We start from the raw sequence: 15,477 nt of genomic DNA, 5'->3' as shown, positions 1-15,477 counted from the left end.
GCCGTTCAGGGACACCGCGATACCACCGAGCAGCGGCGTGGGGTCCATGTGCAGGGGCTTCGGAGGGAGGGGCTGCCCCTTCTCCCGGGCGACCGCGACGGCCGCTTCGTGGTTCTTGTCGCTCTCCGCCTTTCGCTTCGAGGTCCGGGACAGGACCAGGAAGCCCGCGATCAGCACCGTGATGAGTACGGCGCCGGCGATGGCCAGCAGGACCCAGGTGGGCATGTCCTTCAAGAGGCGTTCAGCCTCCGCCTGCCAGTCGAGCGGGTCGGTCGATGCTGCTGAGGTCACTTGTCCTCCCATGGCTCGTCCTTCGCACCGCCGGCGAGCAGTTCCCGCTCCCGGGCCAGCAGCAGATCGAACCGGCTGAACATGTTCGTGCGCAGTTCTTCCTCCGTGTCTCCGATCAGTAGCTCCGGGTGCCGGATCACCAGGTCCACGGCGAGCCGGATCACGGTGTTCTCGGTGATCCGCTCCCCTTTGCGGGACCGGGCCAGCATCAGCTCCCGGGCGATGGTGGACAGCTCAGAGTGCTGGTCCTCGCGCAACGGCACCCACTTGGGCCGTTCCTCGGACTGCGTGGCCTTTTGCTTGGCCGAGTTGTCCGCCATCTGGTGTCCCCCTTGGGGTCGTGGAGTGAGTGACTCCAAGAGGTTATGGGTCCGGGCGCCGGGCACCGTACGCCGTACCGGTGCCCGTTCCCGGACCGAGGCGATTCCCATTCGCCCCTCCCTTCAGTAGCTGTGGAGATCAACATAACTTCAAAACTCCAAGAGTTCAAGGGTCTTGAAGTTCAAAGGTCTAGGGGTTACATTGGTTCTGCAAGCACGAGAGAGGGCCAGGGCTTGCAGGCCCTGACCCTCTCTCAGGCCGGCGGTTGCAGCCGCTGGCCGACACCGGACAGGCGACCCAACGCCTTCCGGATCCGGGACACCCCTGACTGAAGAGGGACATCCATGCGTAAGTCTTCCACCCGCCCCCGGTTCTTCGACCTGCAGGTCGTCAACGCGCTGAACGCGAGCGGCACCCGGCTGATCCTGGTCGGCAAGATGGGCCCCGCCTTCGACGCGCCGGCCGCGCCGAACTGCTCGGACTGCCACGACTTCGAGCGCGTCATCACCCTCGCGGGGGTCGCCATCTGCGACAACCCGGTGCACGCCGAGAACCGGCCGCAGCTCCCCATGCGCCCGACCCCGCACGAGCGGGACGGCCGCCAGAACCCCCCGGCGCAGCCCACCCGCCCGCGCTCCGCCCTGCTGGTCGGCTGACGCCGGTGTTCACCACGCACCTCACCGACGCCGAGCGCGCCGAGCTGAGCCGCAAGGTCGCCGAGGCCAACAAGCGGTCCGAGGAGGCCCCCCGCGGGGGCTCCCGCTGAGCTGCCACCGGTCGCACGCCGAGCGCAGCTGATCAATCCCCTACAGCTCGCCCCGGGTGTTCGAGGCACCGCCTCCGCCCGGGGCGAGCACTCCCCGTTCTTCTCCTGCACCGGAGGACTTGCTGTGCGTTCCACCTCGAAGACCACGAACACCGAGCGCCTGACCGCCGTCGGCGTGACGCTCGCGGCCGTACTGATCGGCTTCCTGGCCCTGGGCCTGGGAATGGGCCTGGTCAACGCCCTCTCCGCCGCCCTGATCGCGTACGTCGGGACCGTCATCTACGCGATGCACAAGATGCCCGTGCGCCCGACCAGGGTCGTCGCCGCGACGACGAGGGGCACCATCATGGGCGCCGTCATCGTGGTGATCGTCCTGATCGGCATCTACCGCGCGCTGCGGGGGCTGTGATGGTCCGCGCCCTCACGGTCCGCCAGCCCTACGCCGCGTGCATCGCGTACGCGGGCAAGACCGTTGAGAACAGGGTCACGCGCTGGTCCTACCGCGGCACGATCCTGATCCACGCGGGCGCGGCCGTCGACAAGGCCGCGAAGAAGCACCCGCCCATGGCCTCCGTCATTCGCGGGCTGCAGCTGGAGCAGCGCGCCGTCATCGCCGTCGCCCGGATCGTGGACGCCCACGACGACGACGGCGAGTGCACGCCCTGGTCCCTGCCCGGCCACACCCACTACGTCCTCGACGACATCACCCCGCTGCCCCTTCCGGTCCCGCACGAGCGGGGCCAGCTGGGGCTGTGGTTCCCGCCGGCCGAACTGGTCGCCCGGGTCCGCCTGCAGCTGGACGACGACACCGCCGGCCGCCTGCTCGGACGGGAGGTGTAGCCGTCGTGCACACCTCTGGTCATCTGTTCAGCGGCGGGTGGGGCGACGGCCGCGGCTTCATGAACGCCGGGTACGCCCCGGTGTTCGGCGCCAACCACCACCCCGCCTCCGTCGCGACCGCGCGCGCCAACGTTCCCGGCATCTACGTGCGCGAAGCGGCGATCCAGACGATCGACATGCGGACCCTGCCGCCCTGCGAGGTCGTGGTCGGCTCGCCGATCTGCTGGGAGTCCACCCCGGCCGGCGGCAACTCAGCCGCCCGGGTGCAGGACGAGCTGGACTTCGGCGACAACCAGAACCGCAAGCGCTCCGACTGGGGCCAGACCCGGATGACCGCATGGGAGCCGGTCCGCTACGTCGAGGTGCACAAGCGCCGCGTGCTGGCCTACTGCGGGGAGAACGTCCCGGGGTTCGCGACCCGCAACCCCGAGCTTTTCAACGCCTGGTTGGCCGTCTGGGACGCTCTCGGCTTCTACCCGACGCTCGCGTCGGTGAACGCCGCGCACATCAGTGTCGAGACCCCGGACGGAGTGCTCGGTCCCCTCCCCCAGTACCGCGACCGGCTGGTGTGGGCCATGGTCCGCAAGGACATCGGGCGTGTGCCCGACCTGCGGCCCCGCCCGGCCTCCATCTGCCCCAACTGCGGTCCGGTCAAGGGCATCCAGCACTGGCCGGGCAAGCCCAGCGGTCGGCGGGTTGGCTCCTACAACCCCCGGCTGAAGGCCGACTCGAAGGCACGGCAGTCGTACTACTACGTCTGCCCGACCGAGCGCTGCCACGCGCGCGTGGAGCCGATCACGAGGGGAATCGGCGAGGTCCTCGACCCGACCCTGCGCGGCCAACGGTTCGGCGACGGCCGCCGGGACCGTCCCGGCGTGCCCTACGAGGACGCCACCCGCGCCCGGGTCGAGGACGGCATCCAGGAGTTCGGCGGCAAGCCGTTCATCATCACCCTGCGGAACCACGGCCGCGCCACCTCACTGGACGCGCCGATCGGCACCCTGACGGCACAGGGCGGCGAGCACCACTATCTCGTCCGTCCGACCGCCGACATGACCGTCGACGAGTGCGAGTACCGGCCGCTGAAGAACCCGGAGAAGGCCCGCGCTCAGGGCTTCCCCGCTCACCACCCCTTCGCCGGCGGCGAGTCCGACATTGGGCTCCAGGTCGGCAACGCCGTCCCCGTCACCGTCGCGACGATGGTGGCGCAACAGGTGAAGGCGGTGCTGCCGTCATGACCAAGCGCTTCAACTCCCAGATGGTCGGCGGCGAGCAGCTCGACCTGTTCGCCGACCCCGCCCCGCAGGAGACGCAGCCCGCCGCCCCGGCGGGCCCTGCCCTGCCGCTCCCTCCGGTCGTACCGCAGGCGATGAGCGCGGTCGATGCGGAGTGGGTCTCCGAGTACGTCGTCGACCGGTGGACCGACGCCAACGACACCCTGCTCGGCATCGGCCCGCTGCGGGTCGACCACATGGGCAACGGGTGCCAGCGCACCGGCAAGCGCATCACTCAGTTGTGCGGCTCCCGGCGGCGCGGCGAGCGCCAGGTGTGGTTCCCGGTCTGGCTGGCGGACGACCCGCACCTGGTCGTGCGCACCAGCGTGGTGTGCCTCAAGGGCCGCCGCGACGACCCTGGGATCCGGGGGGTCGTCTACGTCGGCCGCCCGATGTACCAGGGCGGATGGCACCTCGCCGGTCACCTGCTCGCCAACCCCTTCAAGGTGGGCAAGCACGGCACCGCCGAGGACGTCGTCGCCAAGTACCGCGTGTGGCTCGACCAGCACCGCGACCTGGTCGCGCGCGAGCTTCCCCGGCTCAAGGGCAAGCGGCTGGGCTGCTGGTGCCACGAAGGCGAGCCGTGCCACGCGCGCGTGCTCGCCGAGCTGGCGGACGCGGCGGAGGTGACGCCGTGACGCTGCCCGAGCAGATCCAGGCATGGGCCGCCGACCAGGGCCTGACGCATCAGCAGGGGAACGCCGGCACCGCCGTGTTCAGCCCCGACCTGGTCCACCGCTATGCCCTGACCCGCACCTGGGCACACGGACCGCACCGCGTGTACGTCCTGCTCAACCCGTCGATGGCCACCGCCGACCAGGACGACCCCACGGTCCGGCGACTGGTCGGCTTCGCCCAGCGCGACGGCCACGGCGGGCTGGTGCTGGCCAACCTGTTCGCCGTCCGGTCCACCGACCCCAGCATCCTCACCGCCGGGCGGGGCGACACCGTCGGTGCCCACAACGACGCGCTGCTGCAGCTGCTTGCCGAGGCCGCCCACGACCTCACCGTCGGCTGGGGAGCATGGGGCAGGCTCCAGCGCGCCGCCACCGTCGAGAAGGCCCTCACCGCCCACGGCGCGCGGCTGTGGGCCCTGGGCACCACCAAGTCCGGGCACCCGCGCCACCCGCTGTACCTCCCGGCGGTTGCGCCCCTGCACCTGTACGAGCCGGGCGGGGTGGCCCGGTGAAGAGGCTGACGCTCAAGGCCGAGGAAGCGCTGCTCGGGGCGATGCTGCACCGCCCCGAGGCGCTGCCCTCGATGCGCTGGATACCGCCGGGGGCTTTCTCCCGTCCGGACTACGCCGCCTTGTGGCAGACGCTGCACTCGGTCGACTTCTCCAAGGTCCCCCGCAACGAGATCCCGGCCGCGGTCACCCAGGCCGTGGCCCGGATCGAGGAGCAGGGCATTCGGCACCTGCTCAGCCCGGCCCGGGTCATGGGCCTGGCCAACCGCAACGTCTGCCCCGACCCGCGCACCGCCCCGCTGTACGGCGGGATGGTGGTGGAGGCGGCCATCCACCGGGCGGTTGAGCACGCCGGCGAGCAGCTGCGCGACACCGCCCGGCAGGCCAAGGCCGACCACGCCCGCGAGGCACTGGAGCAGGCGGACCGAACCGGGCGGCGCCTGGACCAGCTGGGGTCCGCATGGCAGGCAGCGCCGGAGGTGGTGCGCAACCTGTTGGACACCCACCCCGAGGAGCCGGTCACCACGGCGCCCCGCACCGAGCGGGCCCGGGTCGACCTCCAGGTCGAGGCGGAGACCGTCGCCTCGCTGCTCGCCGAGCCCCGCCAGCTGGCCGAGGTCCCGTGGCTGCGCAACGAGGACTTCAGCCACCCCGAACTCAAGGCCGTCTTCCGGGCGATGCAGACGCTCGACCAGCGGCAGGCGCCGATCGACCCGGTCACCGTCGCGTGGGAGGCACAGCGTCACCCCGGGCCGCAGCCCAGCGAGCAGGTCCTCGCCGAGCTGCAGTACGGCGGCAACCCGGGCACCGCCGCCTGGACCGGCGAACGGGTGCTCGGCACCGCTGCCTTGGACCGCATGGACGCCGCCGGCCACGACATCCGCAACCTCGCCCGGCACCCCGCACTCGCCCCGACCGGCCTGGTCGACCACGCCGGGCAGGCCCTGAAGCCGGTCGACGCCGACCGCGAGCGCATCCACCAGGCCGACCGCGAACCCGAGCTGGCCCCCAGCGATACGGAGCCCGTTCCAGCCGACTTCACCCCGCACGACTCCCCCGCCTACGAACCCGAGATGGAGATCTGACCCCGTGAACGAGCCCCAGCCCTTCGACCCGACCGCCTACTTGATCGGCCGCGAGCACCAGATCACCGCCCCGTACGTCGCGAACGTTGAGCCACTGCCGCCCGTCCGCAGCGCCGCCCGGGTGCTGTGGGAGCACTTCGGCCGCGTCGCCCCCGGCCTGGTCACCAGCGCGGCGACCGGACTGGCGTGGGCGTGGCACGAGCAGCTGCCCGACGGGTCCACTCAGCCGCTGTGGATCGGCGGGCTGCTCACCGTGCTCGCCGCCGGAGCCGGTGTGGTGTCGGCCGCCAAGAAGCACGGCGACAAGGAGATCACCCGCGTGGCGTTCGCTGCCGGCGGGGTCGCGACCCTGCTGGGCATCACCGCCTGGACGCCGGACTCGGCCCTGCGCGCCCTGATGTGGCTGCTGGGCACCGCCGCCGTCTACGCCATCTGCGCCCCGCTGTGGCGCAAGGACCGGCGGCTGGAGCGCGAACAGCGCCACGAGCGCGTCATGGAGGAGACCCGGGGCCGCACTGCGCAGAACCTCGCGGTGATCGAGGGGCACACCCGCACCGCCGAGCGGTACTGGGACTACCGCACCGAGGCCGCCCGGGTCGAGGGCATCACCCGGAGCGTCGAGGCCCTGGTCGCCGCGAGCGAGGCCCGGCAGACCCGCCCCGTCGCACCGGGCGACGAACTGGACGTGGACGCCCTGCTCCGGGCCGCCGGGCACGAGCGCACCCCCGCCCTGGAGTCCGCACCGGTCGACGACGAATACGGCATCGAGGACCTGCTCCGCGCGACCCGCGAAGCACCCCGCGAGCCGTCCGCCGCCGAGCGCACCGGGCAGTGGCGATGAGCGGCACCGTACGGCGCGAACCCTGGATCCACACCTGGACAGACGAGGCCGGCATCCAACGGCAGACCCAGGTCCACTACACGTACGACGACCGCAGCGTCGTCTGGGCACCGCGCTTCACCGGCGACCCCCAGCCCTGGTTCGACGGAGACCGTGCCGAGGACGACCCCTCAGCACGCTACGAGGACGAGGACCTGGTCACGCGCGGAGACCCCGACGACCCGCACTTCGGCGAGGTCGACCAGGACCTCGACTTCGACGATGACATCGACCTCTGACGGCCGGGCGCCGGTGAGCCCCACGCACACCGGCGTCTGCCCGTGCCCCCTCTGCCAGAGCCGGACCTCCCCCGGCCAGCCGACCCCGGCGGAACCGTCCGCCCCGGCCGCGCCGGTCGAACTGCCCACGCAACCGCGGGCGTTCCGGGTCCACTTCGAGCACCACGGCCCCCAGGAGTGCACCCTGCACCCCGACGGGCGGATCACCTCGGTCATGAGCGGCCAGACGTGGCGGTCCGCGTTCACCTTCGACGAGATGCGCGCCCTGGACTGGGCCGAGGCCCGGATCGAGTGGGACCCCGCCGAGGAGCCGGAGCTGGAGCCCGACCCGGCCCCGGCGGTCGTCGAGCCGGAGCAGCAGGAGCTGTTCGCCGACGAGATCGCCCTGTGAGACCGCTGCCGCCGGGCGCGAGGGCCCCGCCCCGCCCGGGGCCGCGTACCCGGCCGATGACCTCCGACCTGTGACACCACACCCAACGATCCGGAAGGACACCCGAGTTGAACAACAACACCACCCCGACCGACCCGGCCGCCGAGGAGCGCCAGCAGGCCGCCGCCGCGGTGCTGCCCGTCCTCACCCAGCTCAACCAGCAGGCCGCCGCCCTGGAGAAGGCCGCCGAGCGGGGCGAACAGATCGACGGCGGCACGGTCCTGTCGTACGAGCTGCAGGCCCAGCACGCCCAGCACCTGCTCAGCAGCGGCGGGCTCAGCGCCAACGACGTCAAGGAGGCCGCCCGCGAGCAGGGCGGCGCCCAGGCCCGCGCCGTCGCGGAGGCCCTGGACCATGTCACCCACACCCGCAGCTTCGAGGCGACGCCGGCGGAGGAAGAGCGGGACGTCGAGGAAGAGCGGGAGATCGACCTGTGAGCGACGCAACCGGTATCCAGTGGACCGAGGCGACGTGGAACCCGACCACCGGGTGTGACCGCATCTCCGAGGGCTGCGACAACTGCTATGCGCTGACGCTGGCGAAGCGGTTGAAGGCGATGGGGTCCGCGAAGTACCAGGCCGACGGAGACCCCAGGACGTCGGGCCCCGGCTTCGGACTCACCCTGCACCCGGACGCCCTGCGGATTCCCCACACGTGGAAGAAGCCGCGGACCGTGTTCGTGAACTCGATGAGCGACCTCTTCCACGCCCGCGTGCCGCTCGACTTCGTCCGGCAGGTCTTCGAGGTCATGGCCGCCACCCCGCACCACACCTATCAGGTGCTGACCAAGCGGGCCCGGCGCCTCGCCCGCCTCGCCCCCAACCTCGACTGGCCGCCCAACGTCTGGATGGGCGTCTCCGTGGAGAACACCGCCGAGCTGCACCGCGTCGAGGACCTGCGCCAGGTCCCGGCCGAGGTGCGGTTCCTGTCCTGCGAGCCCCTGCTGGGGCCGCTCGACGGCCTCGACCTCGACGGCATCCACTGGGTGATCGCCGGAGGCGAGTCCGGGCCGGGCCACCGTCCGATGGACCTGTCCTGGGCCGTACAGCTGCGGGACCGGTGCCAGCAGGACGCCGTCCCGTTCTTCTTCAAGCAGGTGGGCGGGCTCACCCCGAAGGCCGGCGGGCGCCTGCTGGACGGCCGGACCTGGGACGAGTACCCCCGCGCCCTGCAGACCACGACCCCGGAGGGAAGCACCCGTTGAACGGCGAGAAGCACGACCAGGCCCAGCAGACGGAGCCCGCGGACCCGTGGGCGCCGGTCACCGTCTCCGCCGACGACGTCGCGGACCACGAGCAGCTGCACGACGCCTACCAGCAGACGCTGACGGCCGCCGGATACGGCGAGGACCAGCGCGCGCGGTACATCACGGAGTCCGGCATGGACCCGGAGTACGCCGCGTGCGTCTGGGACGAGGAGATCATGCCCGCCGCCGAGGCCGCCGGCGCGATCCCCGCGAATCCCAGCCCCTTCGACCCGGCCGAGCGCGCCACCCTGGACGCCCGGGACGCCGCTGTCGATGAGTTCTGGCGACGTCACCCCGAGTACGACGTGTTCAGCAACTCGGAGGCAAACCAGACCCTGTTCCGGCAGGCCATGGCCCATGGCGACCAGCGGGCCCGAGAGGTGCTCGGGGACCAGGTCGCCGAGCACCTCCTCAGCGGCGGCCCCACCGAGGCCGCCGAGCACCAGGTCGACGAGGACCTCGACCCCGAGGTCGACGAGCACGACATCGACATCTGACACCGCGACCAACCCCCGCAAGACCGACAGCCCCGGCAGAAACCCTGCCGGGGCTGTCGGTCTTGATGAGTACGGTGCTGTACATGCAGACCAACGGGGCGGACCAGCAGCGAGGGCACGTACTACTGATCGCAGGAGACGTCGCCAGCCGACGCCGCACCGTCCAGGTCGAGCCGTCCGCCAACCTCGCGGCACTGGCCATCGTTCCCACCCCCGTGCTGCTGGGCAGCAACGTCCCGAGCGACACCACGTACCTCGACGGCATCCGCGACCAGAACGCCCTGCTGATGAGGCTGCGCACGGCCGCCGCGACCCCCGGACCGCTGCTGGTCTACCTCTCCGGCCGCCTCACCGCCGACCGGCGCCAGCAGCTGCACCTCGCCCTGCCGGGCAGCACCACGTCCACCACCCGCTACACCGCGCTGCCGTGGGAGTGGCTGGGCGCCGAGCTGCGCACCCGGCCGGCGGGCCTGACGACGATCCTGCTCGACCTCGCCGCCGACAAGCACGCCTGGCCCCTGCTCCAGGAGTACGGCACGCTGCCCGACACCGCGTCCGCCGAGACGTACGGCGTCATCGCCCCGCCCGGATTCCCCGGCAGCCACGGAGCCAGCACCTACACCCGGCACTGGATCGAGCAGCTGCGGCTCAACCCCGACCGGCCCGCCAGCAGCCGACTGCACGCCCTCACCGTCGGCTCCGCCGCACTCCCCCCGGGCACGTTCATCATCCCGGCCGCCCCGGAGATCACCGCGCCCGTGCCCCGGCCGCCGGTGTCCAACCTTCAGCGCCTGCTCGCCGGGGACACCTCCCTGCTGCAGCGGCTCCCCGGCCGCCGCCAGCCCGAGCCGGAGCCCCAGCGACGCCCGGACGAGATCCCGTGGGACGAGGCGATCACCTACGAACTCCCGCCGGGGGCACACCAGCGGGTCCCGGACGTCGACCGGACCGTACAGGCCGAGTCCCGCACTGTGCCGGTCCCCCAGCAGGCACCTCAGCAGCAGGTTCCGCCCCGGCCGAGCCCGCCCGTCGCGGCTCCCGTGCCCCAGCCCGCGCCAGCTTCGGCGTACCAGTACCCGGCTCCCGTGCCCGTGCCCCAGCCGGTGCCCGTGGCGCAGCCGCCGGCCCCGCCGGTGCAGCCGGACCCCCGCCCGCACATCCACGAACTGGCCGCGGCCGGGCGGTTCCACGAAGCCGCGCAGCTGGCCCAGGCGTGGGAGCAGCACACCCTGCACGCCTACGGGGTCGACTCCCCCCAGGCGACGCAATGGACAGAGATCCGCGCCGACTTGGCGAAGATGGAGGGCCGGTGGCTGCTCGCCACCCAGCTGTGGGTCGCGGCCGGCCGGACCCGCCTCGCGCACCAGGCCCCGGATGCGCCGGAGGTGATGGCCGCAGCGACGAGCGCGCACTACTGCTGGGCGATGATCCCGACCCCCAGGGATGCCATCGCGTGCGCACCGGAACTGATCAGCCTGCTGCGGGCCCTGCCCTCGCTCGACCGGCGACACGTGGCCACGGCCCAGGAGCGGCTCCAGTACCTGCACGCCGCGACCGGCGGGCGCTGAGCGGACGAGGGAGGGGACGAGGTGACCAAACTGCCGGACACCCTGCAGTTCATCTACGCCGACATGGTCATGCGCGCTGCTGGCCTCGAACCCGAGGGGCCGTACCCGGGGTACAACGTCCCCTGGCCCTGCCGCTGCACGGAGTGCGGGGCACAGGTGACCCCACGGTTCCGCCAGGTCCGCGACGGCATCGGCGCCTGCCGGTCCTGCGCGATGCGAGCCCGGCACGCCGAGCGCCGAGCCCGGAACCTCCCCAACCCCGGCGGACGATCTCCCCGGCGACGAGCCGCCTGACTCGGGTCAGAACTCCCCTGGCACCCGCAGAGTCACCCGCCAGCGACCCGGGGACGATTCGTCGGCCGCCGTTGCTGTTGCGCCCCGCAGGTCGTCCTCGTAGTCGTTGTCGATGTAGGCGAGCAGGCGCTGCTCGGCCTGTTGGGCGGAGTCGGCGTTGAGGACGAAGTCGGCGACCGCGACCGGCCGCCCCTCGTCGGGTTGCTCGATGCCCAGGTCGGCGAGCTTCTCGGCGCCCCACCGGTCTGCAGGGACGGAAGGCAAGCCGGACGGATACGTGGTGGGCACGGGTTTCTCCTTCGGTGTTGCGATGGGGCCAGGCTAGAAGGTTGTCGGCCAGCGCCATCAAGAGTTCGCCCGAAAGGGGACCCCGAGATTCTGCAAAAACGGCCGTTTTTGCATCGGATCTCGGTACCGTGGTGTCCTCGCCCGGGAGGCCGGGAGGGGTCGGCGACCAAGGAGTTGGTGACGGTGGCGGAAGCCAGCGGGGTGGACACGGCGGGTCAGCTGCGGGCGGTGACCGGGGAGCTGTCGGACCGCTTCTTCGAGCGGGACGACGTCGTCCGGGCGCTGGTCGTGGCGATGCTGGCGGGGCAGCACTCCCTCGTGCTGGGCCCTCCGGGAACGGCGAAGTCCGAGCTGGCGCGGGAGCTGACAGGCCGGATCGAGGGCGCGGAACTCTGGGAGATCCTGCTGTCGAAATTCACGGCGCCCACCCGGATGTTCGGCCCCATCGACGTCGGCGCACTGAGCCAGGGCGAGTACCGGCAGGTGTACGAGGGCCGTGCGACCACCGCGCACATCGCGTTCATGGACGAGATCTTCAAGTGCTCGACGGCCGCACTCAACGAGACGTTGGCCTTCCTCAACGAGCGGCTCTACCACCCGGAGAACGGCGGCGCCCCGATCCGGTGCCCGCTGATCAGCGCGATCACGGCCTCGAACGAACTGCCCGTCGGCGAGGAGTCCGCCGCCATCTACGACCGGCTGCTCGTACGGATCGAGGTCGGCTACCTCGCCGACCCGAGCAACTTCGCGGCACTGATCCGGGGCGCCGTCACCGAACCGGCGATCCCAGTCCGGACCACGGTGTCGCTGGAGCAGCTGCAGAGCGCGGTGACCAAGGAGGTCCCCACCGTCGTCGTGCCCGACCTGGTCGTGGACGGGATCTGCACGCTGCGGGCCGCGCTGCGCCGGCAGGAGCTGGTCTCGTCGGACCGCCGTTGGCGCCAGGCTGTGCGGCTGCTGCAGGCGTCCGCGTACCTCGACGGGCGGGAGTCGGTGGGTGAGACCGACCTGACCGTGCTGACCCACGTGCTGTGGGACTCCCCCGCGCAGCGCCCGGTCGTCGAGCGCGAGGTCCTGCAGATGGTCAACCCGGACGCGCGCGAGGCCCTCGACCTCGCCGACGCCATCGAGGAGTTGGAGGCGCAACTGGACGCCAAGGCCGGACAGTCCCGCGAGGCCCTGAGCGACTGGGCGATCAAAGAGGCCAACACCAAGCTCGCACGCGCGGGCAAGAAGCTGGTGAAGCTCCGCAAGGAGGCCGAGGGCAGCGGGCGGTCGACCACCGCGATCGACCGGGTCATCGGGCGGCAGCGCGCGGTGCACGCCCGGGTGCTGACCGAGGCCCTCGGGGTCGACGCCTCGATGGTCCAGAGCCAGCTCTGAGCCGGGACCGCGAGGAGGAGAGGGGACGGGGATGAAGAAGAAGCTGACCACCAAGTTGAAGGACCTGGTCGGGCGTGCGGGGAAGTGGCTGGGGCTGGCCCAGTCCCCTCCCCCGCCCGGCGCCACCGGCGCGGTCGTCGCGGACCGCTTCGACGCGATGTCCTGGCAGGAGGTGTACGAGCAGGCGGACGCCCTGCGCGACCTCGAAGACGAGCTGACCGAGCGCTACGACTACACCGCCGACCTGCTCCGTGACCTCTACCTCGCCGCCTACAAGGTGACCCCCCAGCTGCGCGGGCGCGAGGAGATGGACGCCTCCCGGGTGCCCAACCACCAGATCGTCGCGGCGATGATGAACGCCCCCGAGTTCGAGGACCTGCACCGCGAGACCTCCGGCGACCCCTACGCCGCGGCGATGGCCGTGCTGTCCCAGGCCGATGCCCTGCGCCGGATGTTGGAGGACAGCCGGACCGCCCGCGAGCAGGCCGAAGAGTCCAAGGAGGCGCAGGAAGCGGAGCAGGAAGCGGCCGAGGCCCTCGCCGAGGCACTGGCCCAGGCGACCGGGGCCGCCGACGAGGACGGCAACGTGCCCGACGACGAGGCCGACGCCGTACGGCAGGCCGCCGACCGGGCCGACGCCGCCGGCCAGGAGGCCGAGGACGCAGCCCAGCGCGCGGCGCAGTCCCTCGCCCAGGCCGCCCCCGGCATCCGTACGGCCGTCCGCCGCGCCCTGGACGAGGCGGTCGAGGAGGCCCAGGAGGAGGCCGCCCTGATGAGGGCGTGGGGCGTGGGCCCCGGGCAGCTGGAGCGGATGCCGTACGCCGAGCGCGCCCAGCTCGCCGAGCGGCTGCGCTCCGGCCGGATCGGCCAGTTCGCCGAACTCATCGGCCGCTTCCGGCAGATGGCCGTGGGCGAGCGCGACCGCCGCGTGGAGAACGCCCCGGGCGAACTGGTCGGGATCACCCTCGGAGACGACCTCACCCGAGTCGTGCCCTCCGAGCTGGCCCATCTCGGCATCCCTGCCCTGCGCGCGGTGTTCGCCGCCCGCTACGCCGAGGCCCAGCTCATGCAGTACGACAGCCGCGGCGAGCAGTACACCGGGCAGGGCGCGATCATCGCCTGTATCGACACCTCCTTCTCCATGAGCCTCCCGGTCGGCAGCGGGGTCACCGGCGAGGCATGGGCCAAGGCGTGCGCGCTCGCCCTGCTCGACCAGGCCCGCGCCGCCCGCCGCGACTTCGTCGGCATCCTCTTCTCTTCCGAGAACGAGGTCAGCGTGCACCCGTTCCCCGCCTCCCAGCCCGTCGACATCGCCGACGTCATCGCCTTCGCCGAGACGTACTACGGGGGCGGCACCGACTTCGAGGCCCCGCTCACCGTCGCGGTCGACCAACTCGACGCGGAGTTCAACGACGACGGCCGGCCGCGCGGCGACATCGTCCTCATCACCGACGGCGAGTGCGACGTCACCGAGGACTGGATGCGCGGCTGGAACGACGCCCGGCACCAACTCGGCTTCCGCTGCTTCGGCATCGCCATCGGCGCCCGTGCCCCGGCCGAGCCCGGCTCCGTCCTCGACGCCCTGTGCGACAACCTCCGCACCCTCGACGACCTCACCGACACCCGCCAGGCCGCCGACCTCTTCCGCCTGATCTGAGGGCCGCCTTCCCCCGGCCGGGGGAAGGACCCCCTAAACCTAAAACGTCCGTTTTTGCTAAGGAGTCCCGTTCATGTCCACGCCCTCCGCGCCTGTGCCGCAGCCCACCGCTGGTGAGTCCGCCGGGACCGGCGACGTCGTGTTCGACGCCTACACGGCGACGATGGATACGAACGACGCCCCGCTGCTCGGCCACATGGTCCTCTACAGCGTCTTCGAGGGGCACGTCACCCGGGACGACCTAGTAGCGGCGTTCCGCGAGCTGGGCCTGGACGAGGACCTGCTGCCCCCGCCGGTGCGCGAGGTCGACGCGTTCGAGCGGGTCACCGGACCGAACGGGGTCCGGGTCACCTACCCCCTGGACGATCCCCGCGCCACCGGTCCCGCCAGCCGCCACGGCCGCCGCCGAGGCCGTCAGCCGGTCGACGCCGCCACCCTGATGGTCCGGCCCGTTCGCCGCGACGGTGAGCAGATCGTCCGGCACGTGGTGCGGGAGATCCGTGACGAGAAGGCCAGCAGCCTGAAGTACGACACCCAGCTGGCCACCTGCACCTTCCACCGGGCCAGCAGCGAGGGCAGTCCCGAAGGCGCCGGCACCCTGGACATCCGCCCGAACAACACGGCCATCGCCCGTCTCCCGGAGGCCGAGCAGGAGACCGTACGGGAGATGCTCGACGCCGTCGGCGCCGCGTTCCGCCGCCGCTGCACCTACCTCACCAGCGACAAGCTCCGTGGTGTCCTGCGCCGGTACGTCGAGTCCCTCGACGGGACCAAGATCAGGCCGACCGGTGGGGTCTACTTCGTCAACCGCCGTCACTCCGAGACTCTCGGAAAGCTGAGGGACCTGGTCAAGCGGTTCGGCCAGGGCAGCAACTTCGTCCGCGTCCCTCTCCCCGACCAGGACGAGATGCGCGAGATGATCGTCGCCGCCTTCACCACTCGGGCAAAGGAGGACCTCGACCAGTTGGCCCAGGACATCGTCGCCGCCCAGCGCAGCGGCAAGACCGAGGAAGCCATCGCGCTCCACCAGCGGTTCCGCGCCCTGGAAGAGACGACCGAGGAGCACTCCGAACTCCTCTCCTCCTCCCTGGACGACACCCGCGCCGCCCTCAACCTCGTCAAGCTGCAGCTCGGTGGCCTGCTCGCCACGGCCGCCGACGACGACGAGTAGGTCCCCAGGGCGGGCACCCAACCCCCGGTGGACCGGGGGCGCCGTCCCCTGGTACAAAAAC

General features: G+C 71.9%; 20 protein-coding genes and 1 pseudogene. 18 read left to right on the top strand and 3 right to left on the bottom strand.

What is annotated here, in order from left to right:
* Both CW359_RS37720 and CW359_RS37715 read right to left on the bottom strand, forming a co-directional pair.
* Window positions 1–291: pseudogene (locus CW359_RS37720) on the bottom strand (DUF2637 domain-containing protein); the annotation flags it as partial.
* Window positions 288–611: a chromosome segregation ATPase gene (locus CW359_RS37715; protein WP_105974725.1), complete on the bottom strand. Its 324-nt coding sequence runs from the start codon at window positions 609–611 to the stop codon at window positions 288–290. The pseudogene CW359_RS37720 and the gene CW359_RS37715, both read right to left, overlap by 4 nt.
* Window positions 612–956: 345 nt before the next feature.
* Between CW359_RS37715 and CW359_RS37710 the strand changes: the two genes are divergently transcribed.
* The 15 genes from CW359_RS37710 to CW359_RS37640 all read left to right on the top strand — a co-directional run bounded on the left by CW359_RS37710 (window position 957) and on the right by CW359_RS37640 (window position 10,917).
* Window positions 957–1,268 carry a hypothetical protein gene (locus CW359_RS37710; protein WP_105974724.1) on the top strand — a complete coding sequence of 104 codons (312 nt, stop codon included), beginning with the start codon at window positions 957–959 and terminating at the stop codon, window positions 1,266–1,268.
* A gap of 234 nt (window positions 1,269–1,502) precedes the next feature.
* Window positions 1,503–1,787: a hypothetical protein gene (locus CW359_RS37705; RefSeq protein WP_105974723.1), complete on the top strand. Its 285-nt coding sequence runs from the start codon at window positions 1,503–1,505 to the stop codon at window positions 1,785–1,787.
* Window positions 1,787–2,218, top strand: a complete 432-nt coding sequence (locus tag CW359_RS37700) for an ASCH domain-containing protein (RefSeq protein WP_105974722.1) — start codon at window positions 1,787–1,789, stop codon at window positions 2,216–2,218. Before CW359_RS37705 ends, CW359_RS37700 begins: the two co-directional genes overlap by 1 nt.
* Window positions 2,219–2,223: 5 nt before the next feature.
* Complete coding sequence (locus CW359_RS37695) at window positions 2,224–3,456, top strand: DNA cytosine methyltransferase (RefSeq protein WP_232838782.1); 1,233 nt, start codon at window positions 2,224–2,226, stop codon at window positions 3,454–3,456.
* On the top strand, window positions 3,453–4,130 hold the full coding sequence (locus CW359_RS37690) for a DUF4326 domain-containing protein (protein WP_232838781.1): 678 nt from the start codon (window positions 3,453–3,455) through the stop codon (window positions 4,128–4,130). Before CW359_RS37695 ends, CW359_RS37690 begins: the two co-directional genes overlap by 4 nt.
* A complete protein-coding gene (locus CW359_RS37685) occupies window positions 4,127–4,681 on the top strand; it encodes a DUF1643 domain-containing protein (protein ID WP_198655532.1) in 555 nt (184 codons plus the stop codon). The genes CW359_RS37690 and CW359_RS37685 overlap by 4 nt, the downstream gene beginning before the upstream one ends.
* Entirely contained in the window at window positions 4,678–5,763 is a 1,086-nt protein-coding gene (locus CW359_RS37680) for a DnaB-like helicase N-terminal domain-containing protein (RefSeq protein WP_232838780.1), read from the top strand. The genes CW359_RS37685 and CW359_RS37680 overlap by 4 nt, the downstream gene beginning before the upstream one ends.
* Before the next feature lie 4 nt (window positions 5,764–5,767).
* A complete protein-coding gene (locus CW359_RS37675; RefSeq protein WP_232838779.1) occupies window positions 5,768–6,604 on the top strand; it encodes a PIN domain-containing protein in 837 nt (278 codons plus the stop codon).
* The gene (locus CW359_RS37670) at window positions 6,601–6,882 is read left to right on the top strand and encodes a hypothetical protein (RefSeq protein ID WP_157968716.1); all 282 of its coding nucleotides are present in this window, start codon (window positions 6,601–6,603) and stop codon (window positions 6,880–6,882) included. Before CW359_RS37675 ends, CW359_RS37670 begins: the two co-directional genes overlap by 4 nt.
* Window positions 6,866–7,273 (top strand): hypothetical protein, encoded by a 408-nt coding sequence (locus CW359_RS37665; protein ID WP_157968715.1) that lies wholly within the window; start codon window positions 6,866–6,868, stop codon window positions 7,271–7,273. The genes CW359_RS37670 and CW359_RS37665 overlap by 17 nt, the downstream gene beginning before the upstream one ends.
* Window positions 7,274–7,380: 107 nt before the next feature.
* Window positions 7,381–7,749, top strand: coding sequence for a hypothetical protein (locus CW359_RS37660; RefSeq protein ID WP_105974719.1), 369 nt, complete (start codon window positions 7,381–7,383; stop codon window positions 7,747–7,749).
* Entirely contained in the window at window positions 7,746–8,516 is a 771-nt protein-coding gene (locus CW359_RS37655; protein WP_105974718.1) for a DUF5131 family protein, read from the top strand. The genes CW359_RS37660 and CW359_RS37655 overlap by 4 nt, the downstream gene beginning before the upstream one ends.
* On the top strand, window positions 8,513–9,055 hold the full coding sequence (locus CW359_RS37650; protein ID WP_105974717.1) for a hypothetical protein: 543 nt from the start codon (window positions 8,513–8,515) through the stop codon (window positions 9,053–9,055). The genes CW359_RS37655 and CW359_RS37650 overlap by 4 nt, the downstream gene beginning before the upstream one ends.
* An 83-nt stretch (window positions 9,056–9,138) precedes the next feature.
* A complete protein-coding gene (locus CW359_RS37645; RefSeq protein ID WP_105974730.1) occupies window positions 9,139–10,623 on the top strand; it encodes a hypothetical protein in 1,485 nt (494 codons plus the stop codon).
* 21 nt (window positions 10,624–10,644) lie between these two features.
* Window positions 10,645–10,917, top strand: coding sequence for a hypothetical protein (locus CW359_RS37640; RefSeq protein ID WP_105974716.1), 273 nt, complete (start codon window positions 10,645–10,647; stop codon window positions 10,915–10,917).
* 6 nt (window positions 10,918–10,923) lie between these two features.
* Here CW359_RS37640 and CW359_RS37635 read toward each other — a convergent pair whose 3' ends face one another.
* The gene (locus tag CW359_RS37635) at window positions 10,924–11,205 is read right to left on the bottom strand and encodes a hypothetical protein (protein ID WP_105974715.1); all 282 of its coding nucleotides are present in this window, start codon (window positions 11,203–11,205) and stop codon (window positions 10,924–10,926) included.
* 183 nt (window positions 11,206–11,388) lie between these two features.
* On the opposite strand from CW359_RS37635, the gene CW359_RS37630 reads away from it, so the two are divergent.
* The 3 genes from CW359_RS37630 to CW359_RS37620 all read left to right on the top strand — a co-directional run bounded on the left by CW359_RS37630 (window position 11,389) and on the right by CW359_RS37620 (window position 15,416).
* Window positions 11,389–12,588: an AAA family ATPase gene (locus tag CW359_RS37630; RefSeq protein WP_232838778.1), complete on the top strand. Its 1,200-nt coding sequence runs from the start codon at window positions 11,389–11,391 to the stop codon at window positions 12,586–12,588.
* Between the two features lie 31 nt (window positions 12,589–12,619).
* The gene (locus CW359_RS37625) at window positions 12,620–14,245 is read left to right on the top strand and encodes a VWA domain-containing protein (protein ID WP_105974713.1); all 1,626 of its coding nucleotides are present in this window, start codon (window positions 12,620–12,622) and stop codon (window positions 14,243–14,245) included.
* A gap of 73 nt (window positions 14,246–14,318) precedes the next feature.
* Window positions 14,319–15,416 (top strand): DUF6744 family protein, encoded by a 1,098-nt coding sequence (locus tag CW359_RS37620; protein WP_198655531.1) that lies wholly within the window; start codon window positions 14,319–14,321, stop codon window positions 15,414–15,416.
* The last annotated feature ends 61 nt before the right edge of the window (window positions 15,417–15,477 follow it).

Origin of the sequence: Streptomyces geranii (assembly GCF_002954775.1) — a bacterium.
Lineage (GTDB): Bacteria > Actinomycetota > Actinomycetes > Streptomycetales > Streptomycetaceae > Streptomyces > Streptomyces geranii.
Note: the sequence above shows the minus strand (reverse complement) of the source record. Positions and strands in the feature narration are given on the sequence as shown.

Bases quoted from the DNA above. Each gene is read 5' to 3' on its own strand.
- CW359_RS37715 (WP_105974725.1), bottom strand. From the start codon at position 611: ATGGCGGACAACTCGGCCAAGCAAAAGGCCACGCAGTCCGAGGAACGG.
- CW359_RS37710 (WP_105974724.1), top strand. From the start codon at position 957: ATGCGTAAGTCTTCCACCCGCCCCCGGTTCTTCGACCTGCAGGTCGTC.
- CW359_RS37700 (WP_105974722.1), top strand. From the start codon at position 1,787: ATGGTCCGCGCCCTCACGGTCCGCCAGCCCTACGCCGCGTGCATCGCG.
- CW359_RS37690 (WP_232838781.1), top strand. From the start codon at position 3,453: ATGACCAAGCGCTTCAACTCCCAGATGGTCGGCGGCGAGCAGCTCGAC.
- CW359_RS37670 (WP_157968716.1), top strand. From the start codon at position 6,601: ATGAGCGGCACCGTACGGCGCGAACCCTGGATCCACACCTGGACAGAC.
- CW359_RS37665 (WP_157968715.1), top strand. From the start codon at position 6,866: ATGACATCGACCTCTGACGGCCGGGCGCCGGTGAGCCCCACGCACACC.
- CW359_RS37645 (WP_105974730.1), top strand. From the start codon at position 9,139: ATGCAGACCAACGGGGCGGACCAGCAGCGAGGGCACGTACTACTGATC.
- CW359_RS37625 (WP_105974713.1), top strand. From the start codon at position 12,620: ATGAAGAAGAAGCTGACCACCAAGTTGAAGGACCTGGTCGGGCGTGCG.
- CW359_RS37620 (WP_198655531.1), top strand. From the start codon at position 14,319: ATGTCCACGCCCTCCGCGCCTGTGCCGCAGCCCACCGCTGGTGAGTCC.